Annotated in this window: 12 protein-coding genes; 4 read left to right on the top strand and 8 right to left on the bottom strand. The window is 46.8% G+C overall.

What is annotated here, in order from left to right; genetic code table 11:
- Positions 1-4 precede the first annotated feature (4 nt).
- The 4 genes from essB to KI350_RS11625 form a co-directional block, all read right to left on the bottom strand.
- On the bottom strand, positions 5-1330 hold the full coding sequence (gene essB / locus KI350_RS11640) for a type VII secretion protein EssB (protein WP_048350242.1): 1326 nt from the start codon (positions 1328-1330) through the stop codon (positions 5-7).
- Between the two features lie 14 nt (positions 1331-1344).
- A complete protein-coding gene (yukD, locus tag KI350_RS11635; protein ID WP_020452810.1) occupies positions 1345-1584 on the bottom strand; it encodes an ESX secretion system protein YukD in 240 nt (79 codons plus the stop codon).
- An 80-nt stretch (positions 1585-1664) separates the two neighbouring features.
- Positions 1665-1961 (bottom strand): WXG100 family type VII secretion target, encoded by a 297-nt coding sequence (locus KI350_RS11630; protein WP_003184900.1) that lies wholly within the window; start codon positions 1959-1961, stop codon positions 1665-1667.
- Between the two features lie 333 nt (positions 1962-2294).
- Positions 2295-3752 (bottom strand): alanine/glycine:cation symporter family protein, encoded by a 1458-nt coding sequence (locus KI350_RS11625; RefSeq protein WP_043054604.1) that lies wholly within the window; start codon positions 3750-3752, stop codon positions 2295-2297.
- Between the two features lie 134 nt (positions 3753-3886).
- On the opposite strand from KI350_RS11625, the gene KI350_RS11620 reads away from it, so the two are divergent.
- Together KI350_RS11620 and ald are read left to right on the top strand one after the other, a co-directional pair.
- Positions 3887-5125, top strand: coding sequence for a sporulation transcriptional activator AdeR (locus KI350_RS11620; RefSeq protein ID WP_020452812.1), 1239 nt, complete (start codon positions 3887-3889; stop codon positions 5123-5125).
- A 110-nt stretch (positions 5126-5235) separates the two neighbouring features.
- On the top strand, positions 5236-6375 hold the full coding sequence (ald, locus tag KI350_RS11615; protein WP_105981201.1) for an alanine dehydrogenase: 1140 nt from the start codon (positions 5236-5238) through the stop codon (positions 6373-6375).
- A gap of 52 nt (positions 6376-6427) precedes the next feature.
- On the opposite strand, the gene KI350_RS11610 is transcribed toward ald, so the two are convergent.
- Together KI350_RS11610 and KI350_RS11605 are read right to left on the bottom strand one after the other, a co-directional pair.
- Positions 6428-6640, bottom strand: coding sequence for a hypothetical protein (locus KI350_RS11610; RefSeq protein ID WP_230368265.1), 213 nt, complete (start codon positions 6638-6640; stop codon positions 6428-6430).
- A 44-nt stretch (positions 6641-6684) separates the two neighbouring features.
- Positions 6685-7278, bottom strand: coding sequence for a sulfite oxidase-like oxidoreductase (locus KI350_RS11605; protein WP_035337616.1), 594 nt, complete (start codon positions 7276-7278; stop codon positions 6685-6687).
- A 103-nt stretch (positions 7279-7381) separates the two neighbouring features.
- Between KI350_RS11605 and KI350_RS11600 the strand changes: the two genes are divergently transcribed.
- On the top strand, positions 7382-7978 hold the full coding sequence (locus KI350_RS11600) for a biotin transporter BioY (protein WP_020452815.1): 597 nt from the start codon (positions 7382-7384) through the stop codon (positions 7976-7978).
- A gap of 78 nt (positions 7979-8056) precedes the next feature.
- Here the strand turns inward: KI350_RS11600 and KI350_RS11595 are convergent, their stop codons facing one another.
- The gene (locus KI350_RS11595) at positions 8057-9385 is read right to left on the bottom strand and encodes a Na+/H+ antiporter family protein (protein WP_025809768.1); all 1329 of its coding nucleotides are present in this window, start codon (positions 9383-9385) and stop codon (positions 8057-8059) included.
- A gap of 151 nt (positions 9386-9536) precedes the next feature.
- The gene (locus KI350_RS11590; protein WP_023856174.1) at positions 9537-11027 is read right to left on the bottom strand and encodes a leucyl aminopeptidase; all 1491 of its coding nucleotides are present in this window, start codon (positions 11025-11027) and stop codon (positions 9537-9539) included.
- A gap of 165 nt (positions 11028-11192) precedes the next feature.
- Here KI350_RS11590 and KI350_RS11585 point away from each other — a divergent pair, with 165 nt between their 5' ends.
- Positions 11193-11669, top strand: a complete 477-nt coding sequence (locus KI350_RS11585) for a divergent PAP2 family protein (protein ID WP_003184918.1) — start codon at positions 11193-11195, stop codon at positions 11667-11669.
- The last annotated feature ends 8 nt before the right edge of the window (positions 11670-11677 follow it).

The following is an 11677-nucleotide window of genomic DNA, read 5'->3' as shown; positions in this document are numbered from 1 at the left end:
GCTTTTATTTATCATCTTTTTTCTTTTTGTCTTCCTTTTCTTTATTTTCTTTTTTCGCCTGCTCTTGCTCGGCTTTCTCCTTTTCAGCCTTTGCGGCTTCTACGTCCGCCTGGCTTTGCTCGGTGTTTGCCTGCTGGTTTTCATCAGTATTCTTCTGCTCTTTTTTATTTTGTTCCAATGTCTTATATAATTCGTCAAATTCCTTTTGCAGCGGCTCCAGGAGCTTTTCTCTCTCATCGCTCGACATTTGGTCATCCGCTTTTATTTCACTCATATATTTTGTAATTGCGTAGATAATTTGAAGGTCGTTTTCCAGTTTCCGGCCTGTCTCAAGAGCCCCCTTATTATCCCCCCGTCCGATCTGAATCCAGTAAAGGAAATTATTCGGATCGACTTGGAGCGTCAGGCTTTTTAAAGCATCTTCCTGCCAGTCCAATTCCTTCAATGCGCTCTCAACAAGCACATACGAATAAGCCAGCTGATATTGAACAGAATCAGGCATCTCGCCGGCATCATATTTATCAAGCGTACTGATGACTTTGCTGTACTGTTTATTTAAGAAGTAGCGGTTGCTTTCGATAAACGCCTGCTGTTTCGGTTGTGCAAAGAATAATGAGTAGAAGGAAAATAAAACAGCCGGTATTAAGCATAAAATAAGTCCTAACCCTATGTACCTTTGAATCTTCCATTTCTTCTTCGGAAGATGGACAAGCGTTTTTTCTTCGGCATCCAGTTCATCGATCCTCTTTTGAATGACGGCTTTCAAATCGCCGTACGTCCCGCTTGTGATGATGTCTTTTACCTGGTCTGAAAACTTGATGGTTTCGCTGTATTTTAAATACTCTTCAAAGGTAAACTGCCCGTCGACAGCAAGCGCAGCGGCGGCTTTCACTTCATTGAAAAGTCTTTCTTCGTCGTGTTCATATGGCGGAATGCTTTCTTTCACTCCATAATGTAAAAATTTAGGTGTTAATCCTTTGTCAAAAACAATGTTTTCAGGCGCAGCGATCAGGTGCAGCCTTTTAATTGAATGTTCTTCGACGGCTTTCACGAGCTGGTACGCAAAAAGCCATTTGCTTTTTTTATTTTTTCCTTTTATATAACGAAATTCTTTATATTCGGAAGGAGGCTGAATCAAAATTTGGACTTCATCATCGGTCATGACGGTTTCTTTATTAAAGGAAGGATCGACTTCTTTGATGACGTTTGCTTCCAAGCCGTTCACAAGATTGATCTTTTCTCTTTGAAAACGAAAGATATATGAACCGTCTTCTTTCGTCATGACGGCCTCTAATTGGTCTTCGAGATACGTTTTCTTTTTCTCTGCCATTCACCCAGATCCTTTCATAAAATTTCCAGGCGGTCACCTGTCGTAATTCCGCATTGCGATAATGTATATTCGCCTGAAAAAACGGCATCTTTATTTGTCACCCTTACCCAGTAGCCTTCCCGGGGAGGTACCGGTATGCTTTTGGCTTGCCACGCGATGTCGATTACCTTTTTAACAGAATGGTAATCTGACAGTCTGAGGTCAAAGGCGCTGCCGTCGTAATGTTTTAAATCGATGGTAATGTCAACATACACCAGTTCATCACCTCTCAATAGAAAAAGCGCCGTCATCTTCTTTTGAATTAGGCGCTTCTCTCATTCTTCTAATCTGTAAATTAGCCGCGGATTTGGCTAGCGATGTCTTGGTCAGTGCTTTCAAGAGTGTTAGCAGTCTGATGAAGTTGTTTAGAAACGTCGCTTAGAAGTTCAGCCATTTTAATAAAAGAAGGTCTTAGCTCTTGATATTGCTCTGAGAACGCACGGCTTGATTCACCTTCCCACATATCTTGAAGCTGGTTGATCATTTGATCAAGGCGCTGATTGACCTGTTCAGTCACATCTCCGCTTTCTTTTTGATATCTGTCAGCCATTTGCCGCAATTCAGCCGGCGTAACACGAATGATTCCTGACATATTCCTTATACCTCCTGCGCTATTCGCCCTAGATATGGGCTAAATAACTTATTTTTTTGAACGCTTTTATTATAAAAACAAGATTGAGGCACAGTCAAACAAATCTGTTGTTATTTTACAAAATGAGTCTAAAGGTTTATCATTCCTCTATTTCCACCCAGCAAAAATTATAGAAATCTAGTAAAATTATCTCAATTTTCTTCTCTCGTAACATTTGAATCAAATGGCATGGTTCTGTGTACCCACATGAGTCTGAACCGTTTCCATAGGATAAAGGAAGGATTGCATAAGCGCAAAAAAAGCCCGCCTCTAAGAGAGGCAGGCTTGTCTCGATCAGCCCGCTTTCAAGCCGGCTGATTTTTGTTTTTCCTTATTATAATGGTGCAAAAAGAAATCGTCAGTTTCCGCCCGAATGACTTTCCATAAGAGCACAAGGGCGATTAAGTTCGGGATCATCATTAATGCGTTCGCCATGTCGGCAAAAGCCCATACAGTATTGAGGCTTGCGACTGCACCGTAATATGCAGCGATGACATAAACGACACGGTAAACCGGCACCCATTTTAAACCAACTAAATATTCCAGACATTTTTCTCCATATACATACCAACCGACAATGGTTGAATAGCCGAAGAAAATAACTGAAAACGTCACAATGTATTTACCCGCGGCTCCGAGCGAAGAAGCAAACGCGGCGTTTGTCAGCGCACCGGCGTCAAGCGATGTATCGTGGGCAACACCAGAAAGCAGACCGCCTGAAGGATCCCAAAATCCCGTAATAATGAGGACGAGCCCGGTCATTGTACATACGATCAATGTGACGATGAATGTTCCCGTCATCGCAACCAAAGCAGCCTTGACGGGGTGATCGGATTTCGCGTTTCCTGCGATCAAAGCAGCGGTACCAAGACCCGCTTCATTTGAAAAGATTCCTTTCGACATGCCGTTTCTGATCGCCTCAGACACGACTACACCTGTAAAGCCCCCAGCGGCTGACACCGGATTGAAGGCGTGATAAAAAATCAGCTGGAACGCCGGAATGATTTGATCATAATGAAGGAAAATAATGATCAGTGAGCCGCCGATATAAAGAATCGCCATGACCGGCACGAAAATGCTCGCAACCGTGCTGACACGCTGAAAACCGCCGAAGATGATCGCGGCTGTCAATATCGCGAGCACAAGACCGATGATCCAGCCTGGAATTCCGAAGCTGTGTGTGACGACTTCCGAAATCGTGTTGGACTGGACGGAATCCCCGATTCCAAAAGAGGCAAGCACACCTGACAATGCAAATAAAACGGCAAGCGGCTTCCACTTCTTCCCGAGCCCTTTTTCGACATAGTACATCGGTCCGCCCGAATATTCGCCCCGCTCATTTTTGACGCGGTATTTCGTGGCGAGCAATGCTTCGCTGTATTTCGTAGCCATCCCTAAAAGACCGACGAGCCACATCCAAAACAAAGCCCCCGGACCTCCAACCGTAATCGCCGTGGCTACACCGGCAATATTCCCGTTTCCGATCGTTCCGGCAAGCGTCGTCATCAGCGCCTTGAAATTGCTGACATCACCGTCTGCTCCGGCTGATTCTTTCTCTTTCCCGAATGCAAGTTTGAATGCATATATCAATCTTTTAAATTGAAGCCCCCGCAGGATGAACGTCAAAAATAAACCGGTTCCCACAAGCAGAATGATGCCCGGGACTCCCCATAAAAAGCCGTTGATTTTCTCTAGAATCGCCAATGTTCCTACTCCTCTTATTTCAGAATAATTAAATTTGGTGTAATACATCGCTACGTTTATGAAAAATAATAAATCGCCAGCGACTTTTTTGTTGATTTTAACAAACAACTATATTCATAATAAAAGTAAGATGGGTATATGTCAAAATTTTTTCATGCAAACATAAAAGTAGGGGTTTTTTTATGAACAATCGAAACAATCCTTTTAAATATCAATATGACCGTTTAGAAGATGTGGCAGATCATATCAGCGAGGTGCTGGACTGTCCGATTACAATAGAAGACATCAACCACCGTCTCCTTGCTTACAGCACCCACAGCGACTACACGGACCCGGCGAGAACGTCAACGATCATCGGAAGACGCGTGCCGGAAAAGGTCATCAACAAGCTTTGGAAAGATGGAACGATTCCCGCCTTGATGAAAACCGACGAACCGATCAGGGTCGAGCAAATCGATGAAGTCGGCTTGTCGAGCCGCGTGGCGATATCAATCTGGAAAAACAGCGAGGTTATCGGTTTTATCTGGGCGCTGGAAAGCCAAAAAACGCTGTCGGAAGACGAGCTTCATCTTTTGAAGCTGGCTGCGGATTCCGTCAAAAACAAGCTGCTGCCTTATCAAGTCCGAAAAAGAAAAAATGAACAGCGCAGCCAGGAATTTTTCTGGAAGCTCTTGACCGGGCATATTTCGGAAGATCAGGAGATCTCCGACGGCTTTCATCAGCTTGGTATCGGGGTACCTTCAACTTACTCGGTCATCATCATCCGGCTGAAAGACGAAATCGAAGAAAAAACCGAAAAACAGCTCCACTACTTGCTGGAGACGACGCAGCAGGTGCAAATTCTTCTGGCTACAATCGATTATAATGAGCTGATTGTCCTCGCTTCGCCAAAAACGGGGCAAAAGGGACAGCCGTTCAATGATTTAAAGCAATTTGCCGCGAATATACAAAAGCAGCTTGAAGAGCGCTATAAACTGAACAACTGCACGATTGCGATCGGCGGAATGTACAGCTTGATCACCCTTGTACACCAGTCTTATCAGGAAGCGCTCTCGGCGCTGAAGGTCAAGGAGCGTTTTCCCGAAGAAACAAGGCAGCTCGTCAGCTTTTCAGAACTCGGCATCTATCAGTATCTCGACGTGCTCAGCGAAAAACGGAAACACGCAAGCTATCCAAACTATTCTTTAATGCAGCTTGAAGCATATGACAAGGAGCACCACTCCAACCTTGTCGAGACGCTTGAGCAGTTTATCGAATGCGACAGCAACGTCAACACCGCCGCCAAAAAGCTGAACATTCACGTCAACACGCTGAACTACAGGCTGAAGCGCATCAGTAAAATCGCCGAAATCGATTTAAAAAACATCAATGAAAAATTTACGATTTATCTGGAAATCAAGCTTCGCAACATGCATTTGTGAAATTCCACAAATGCATGTTTTTTTATTTTTCGATTCAAACAAAGAAAATTCTAAAAAGTCAGTATAAACTAAAACAACAGCATTTTTACAGAAAAAGGAGGAATGATGGGATGATTATCGGCGTACCAAAAGAAATCAAAAACAATGAAAACCGTGTTGCCTTGACTCCCGGTGCAGCTTCTCAACTGATCGCGGCAGGACACCGCGTCATCATCGAAAAAGACGCGGGGGCTGGAAGCGGGTTTGAAAATGAAGATTACGTCTCTGTAGGAGCGGAGATCTCAGAACAGGCGAAAGCCGTCTGGGAAGCAGCTGATATGGTGATGAAAGTCAAAGAGCCGCTTCCTGAAGAATATCCGTATTTTAGAGAAGGGCTTATCTTGTTCACTTATCTGCATCTGGCCGCAGAGCCTTCCCTGGCTGAAGCATTAAAGCAAAAAGGCGTGACAGCCATTGCCTATGAAACGGTCAGCGACGGCCGCTCCCTTCCTTTGCTGACGCCGATGTCAGAGGTAGCCGGGCGGATGGCCGCTCAAATCGGCGCCCAGTTCCTTGAAAAGCCGAAAGGCGGAAAAGGCATACTATTGGCCGGGGTACCAGGAGTCGCGCGCGGGAAAGTGACGATCATCGGCGGAGGCGTTGTCGGCACAAATGCGGCAAAAATCGCGGCGGGTCTGGGAGCCGACGTGACGATGATCGATTTAAGCGCGGAACGTCTGCGCCAGCTTGATGATCAATTCGGCAACCAAATCAAAACTTTGATGTCCAATCCGGTCAACATCGCTGATGCCGTCGCTGAAGCCGATCTCCTCATCTGCGCGGTGCTGATCCCGGGTGCCAAAGCGCCGACTTTGGTGACGGAAGAGATGGTCAAACAGATGAAACCGGGCTCGGTGATCGTTGACGTCGCAATCGATCAAGGCGGCATCGTCGAGACGGTGGATCACATCACAACCCACGACAATCCGACCTATGTCAAACACGGAATCGTCCATTACGCCGTTGCCAACATGCCCGGGGCCGTTCCGCGGACATCCACAGTCGCACTGACGAATGTAACGGTTCCGTACGCGCTTGAAATCGCAAATAAGGGCGCGGAAAAAGCGATACTTGAAAACCGTGCGCTAAAAGCCGGCGTAAACACAGCAAACGGCCATATCACTTATGAAGCCGTAGCCAGAGACTTAAACTATGATTACGTTCCGGCAGAGCTTGCGATCGAAAATTCGTCGTCAGCCACCGGTGCATAGCATCAAAAAGACAGAGCCCCGGGAAACAGCTCCGAGACTCTGTCTTTTTCTTTTATTCCGTTTTCCGCCGATCCTGAATCAATTTTGCGGTAATCACAGAAACAGGGATCGCCGCAAACAGAACGATTCTCCACAGCGTCCTGTCTGAGGCATCGCCGGCTGCGGCAAACAGCGGCAAAACCGCCGCAGCTGTCAGCGCTAATAAAACAGCAAAAGCCTTTTTCTTGAATGATGCGATCAAAAGCCAAAAACATACGGTCAGCATGCAAAATATGAGCAGCTATACGAAAAACATTTCATCCTCCCCCGCTAATCAAAGCTGTACCTTTCTTCTTTCCAAGGATTTCCCCTCATATGGTACCCGTTTTTCTCCCAAAAGCCCGGATGGTTTTCCTTTGTAAACTGAATGCCCCTCAGCCATTTGGCGCTTTTCCAAAAATACAGATGCGGCATGACCGCTCTTAGCGGAAAACCGTGCTCCGGTGTGAGCGGGGCGCCGTTGTGGGAATGAGCCAAAAGAGACGAATCCTTTAAAAAGTCTTCGAGCGGAACATTCGTCGTCCAGCCTTCCTCTGCATGCAAGATGACAAATTTGGCTTCGGGAAGCGGCTTTACTCTTTCAGCGATCTCCTTTGTTTTGATCCCTTCCCAGACATTATCGAGCCTGGACCAGCCTGTTACACAATGAATATCATTGGACACTTCGCTCTGCGGCATGTCATGCAGATCATTCAAAGACAGCAGGAGCGGCTGTTCGACAAGTCCGTAGACTTGCAAATTCCATTTTGAGAGGTCTTTGTATTCCGGAACATCGCCTGCATGAAGAACAGGAAAAGATGTCGTGACATTTTGGTTTGGAGGCACCCTGTCGGACTTGTGCGGTTTTGTTTTTCCAAAAAACACGAAAGAACCCCCTTTGTTAACTTTGTTTAAAAAGTGGTTGACAAACTATTTTACGATCTCTTACGATAAGGTTGTGTTGAATCACTGAGGAGGAACAAAGATCATGAATAAAAAGAAACTTCGCGCCGCTGATATGGCGCTTGTCGGAATGTTTGCCGCCCTCATGGGGATCGGCGCTAATATCACTTCGTTTGCCCCGTTTCTGCAAATCGGCGGTATTCCGCTTACGATGCAGCCTTTCTTCTGTCTGCTTGCCGGGCTTCTGCTCGGCCGCAAATTAGGTGCGCTGTCCATGATCGTTTATGCGTTAGTCGGCTTTGTAGGCGCTCCCGTATTCGCTTCTTTTTCAGGCGGTATTTCCGTTCTTTTCAAAGGAAGCGCCGGATTTATTCTATCCTACATTCCTGCCGCATATGCCGCGGGCTGGATCACGGACAAAGTATCAGAACCGAGAACAGGCCACTTTTTCACAGCTTCATTGATCGGTACACTAATCATTTATCTGATTGGCGTCAATTATACGTATCTCGCGTTTTCAACTTGGCTCAATACACCGTTGTCTTATTCAGCCGTTTGGAAGATGATGACCTGGTTCTTCGTGAAAGACTTGGCATTCTCCGTTCTGCTCGCCGCGCTCGCCTCAAAGGTTTTCCGGGCGGTTCAAAAAGGCGCAGGCTTCAGAAGAAACCCGACCTATTAATTAAGAGCAGGCGGTGCGGTTCTCTTTTTATTTTAACAAACACAGAAAAAAATTCCCCTCAAAGTGAGGGGAATTTTTTTAAAGAACAATCGCCGCGATCCAGCCAAACAAAATCAGCGGAATATTATAAAAGATGAATGTCGGAACACAAGTGTCCCAAATGTGGTGGTGCTGTCCGTCTGCATTTAAGCCTGATGTCGGGCCAAGCGTGCTGTCGCTCGCAGGTGAACCGGCGTCCCCGAGAGCCGCCGCCGTCCCGATAATAGCGATGGTCGCCATCGGACTGAAGCCAAGCTGCATGCAAAGCGGCACAAATATCGTTGCGATAATCGGAATCGTCGCAAATGATGAACCGATCCCCATTGTGATCAATAAACCGACAATCAGCATCAGCAATGCACCGATCACTTGATTATTGCTGATGAAACCTGTTGACGCTTCAACAAGAGCTTTGACATCGCCCGTTTTCTCAAGCACATTGGCAAAACCGGCGGCGGCCAGCATCACAAATCCGATAAACGCCATCATGTTCATGCCGTTTGTGATCAATTCGTCCGCTTCGCCGCGCTTCATCGCTCCGCTTAAAAACAAGACCGCCAAACCGCTGAGCGCGCCGAAGATCATTCCGTCGACGTCTAAACTTTGAGACAAATAAAGCTGTACGCTTAGTGATACAGCGATGGCCAAAGCGGCAATCGAAAGGCTTTTTTTCGTATAAGCCGCCGATTTTTGACCGGCGATTTCCTTCATTTCGTACGTGCGCGGTTTGCGGTACACAAAAGCAGCAGCAGCCAAACCGGCAATCATCCCGGCGATCGGGATGATCATGGCGATCGGAATATCAGCCAAAGTGACCGAAAGGCCGGCATCTTTCATATTGTCTTTCAAAATCCCCTGGAAAATCTGACCGAAGCCGACAGGAAGCAAAACATACGGAGCTGTCAATCCGAATGTCATCGCACACGCAATCAGGCGGCGGTCCACTTGCAGCTCATTCAAAATTTTCAATAGCGGCGGTATTAAAACAGGGATAAATGCGATATGAACCGGAACGATATTTTGAGACATACAAGAAATGATTAAAATCACGAAGACGATCAGCGCTTTTGAAAGGGTTTTGCGTCTTGTATCGCCTTCTTTGCCGATCAGCTTGACAGCAGCTTCAACCATGGCATCCGGAAGACCCGTTTTCGTCAAAGCGACCGCAAATGCGCCGAGGAGCGCGTAGCTGACAGCGACGGTTGCGTTCCCGCCGAGTCCTTCCGTGAATACGCTGACCGTCTGGCCGAGACCGAGACCGCCCGTCAGACCTCCTGCAAGAGCGCCCACAATCAAGGCAAGAACAACATTGACCCGCAGCAGGCTTAATATAAGCATGACAATAACAGCAATCACAACTGCATTCATATTTGAAACCTCCGAACAAACGCTTTAGTTTGCTAATGTAGTAGATAATTAAAGTAATGAACGTATATTACCACATGTTTTATGAATGCGTCAATGAGGCTCCTCTGTATTTTTCATAAAAAAATCCCCTTCTGTCAAAGGGGATTAAAGCCTACAATTGATCCGAAAACCGCTCGACAAACGTGACAAGCGTCCTTACCATCACGCCCGTTCCACCTTTCGGTCCAAAGCATGAACTTTGAGATGTCGTTGCCGTTCCGGCGATGTCAAGGTGAACCCATGGCGTCCGCTCGGCGAATTCACCGAGGAACGTTCCGGCCATAATCGCATGGCCTTCCCTGCCCGGTGAATTGTTAAGGTCGGCCATTTGGCTGTTTTTTACTCTTTTTTTGTCTTTTTCTGTAATCGGAAGCTGCCAAATCGCTTCTCCCGCTTCTTCAGCCGCCTGTCTCACCTGCTGATAAAGCGGATCATGATTTGTCATCGCGCCTGTCGTTTCCGTTCCCAGAGCTACGACGACACCTCCGGTCAGTGTCGCGACATCGATCAACACGGAGGCTCCGTGGTGCTTTGCATATGTCAGTCCGTCAGCGAGCGCCAGCCTTCCTTCGGCGTCCGTATTCAAGATCTCAATCGTCTTGCCGCTCAAGGAAACGATAACATCGTCCGGCTTCATTGCGCTTCCCGAAATCATGTTATCAGTCGATGGGATCACGGCAAGCACGTTTTGTTCCGGCCTTAATTCACCGATCGCTTCCATCGCTCCCAAAACGCTGGCGGCTCCGCCCATATCTGACTTCATGCCGACAATGCCGCTCTTCGTCTTAATCGAATAGCCGCCGGTATCAAACGTGATCCCTTTGCCGACTAAACCGATGACATCATCCCATGCTTCCTTTCCCTGATATTTTAAGACGATCATTTTCGGCGGCTCTTCTGATCCTTGGTTGACCGCGAGGAGACCGCCCATCCCGAGCTCTTCCATTTCAGCCTTTTCGAGAATTTCACATTCAAATTCGTATTTTGCTGCCAATTCAGCGGCGTATGACGCGAGATCCGCCGCTGTCAGCATGTTCCCCGGCATGTTCACGAGGGTTCTCGCCGAATTCGTCGCATTTCCGTACACCTGCCCGACATGCAGACTCGCCTGAATTTCCTTCAGGTCATGGTCTGTCAAAACATAGACGCTTTGCAGGCATTGATCAGGTACATTTGCTCTGTGCTTGTAATCCTGCACTTCATAGCATGACAGCATGCACGATTCAGCCAATGCATGCGCGGCGTCAGCGGCTGGTACCTCTTCAGATACGAAGCTGTCGAGCATGACGGTTAACTCCTGCTTTCGATCTTTGTGAATCTGCTGAACAGCTTCGGCAAAGCAATGTTTCGCATCCTCGAAGGTAAATTCCGCTTCACGGCCCAATCCGACGATATAGATGCGTTTGACTCCCTGAAGGGAAGGGGTAAATATTTTAGACACTTTCGTTTTTTTGGAAGATACATCCCCGTCTTTCAGCAGCTGAGAAAGCTGGCCGTCCAAAAGGCGGTCGATTTCTTCCGCCTTCCCGTACAGCTGGCTTTTTTTAAACAGTCCGATTAAAAGCGTTTCTTTTTTTTCGAAGTCTTTAAAGGCATAAAACATGCGTTCACAGCTCCTTATCAGCAAAGTGAGTAAAATTGAAACAACAATGTTATAATAGGAAAAACATTTTTTCCCGATGGGGTTTCATATTATATATTTTAGCAAATAACTGCGTGCTTTTTTGAATTCATCTCTATTTTCTTTATAGAAAGGATGTTCTGCAAAATGGAAATCCTCACAAACTTTCCTTTACTGGCGAGCTTTGCCGCGATCTTTTTCGCTCAGTTTATCAAGGTGCCCATTTACTTTGTCGTCTCGAAAAAATGGGATTGGCGGCTCGTCACAAGCACTGGCGGAATGCCGAGCTCACACTCAGCAGCCGTTACGGCGCTTTCAACCGGCGTGGCTCTTGATCACGGGATGGATTCTTCTTTGTTCGCCGTTTCCGCAATATTTGCCGTTATTACGATGTTTGATGCAACCGGAGTGAGAAGACATGCCGGAGAACAAGCAACAGTGATCAACCGGCTTGTCCGCGATTTCAACCGCTTTGTCAACGAAGCGAAAGATTTCCCTAAAAGCCATCAGGAAGAAAAACAGAAGAAGCTGAAGGAACTGCTCGGCCATCAGCCGATTGAAGTTTTTTTCGGCGGTTTGACCGGCATTGCCCTGACGCTGCTTCTCGATTACTTATTGATGTAGAGCAAAAA

The organism is Bacillus sp. J41TS8 (assembly GCF_018333035.1).
In the GTDB taxonomy this organism is placed as follows: Bacteria; Bacillota; Bacilli; order Bacillales; family Bacillaceae; genus Bacillus; species Bacillus paralicheniformis.
Note: the sequence above shows the minus strand (reverse complement) of the source record. Positions and strands in the feature narration are given on the sequence as shown.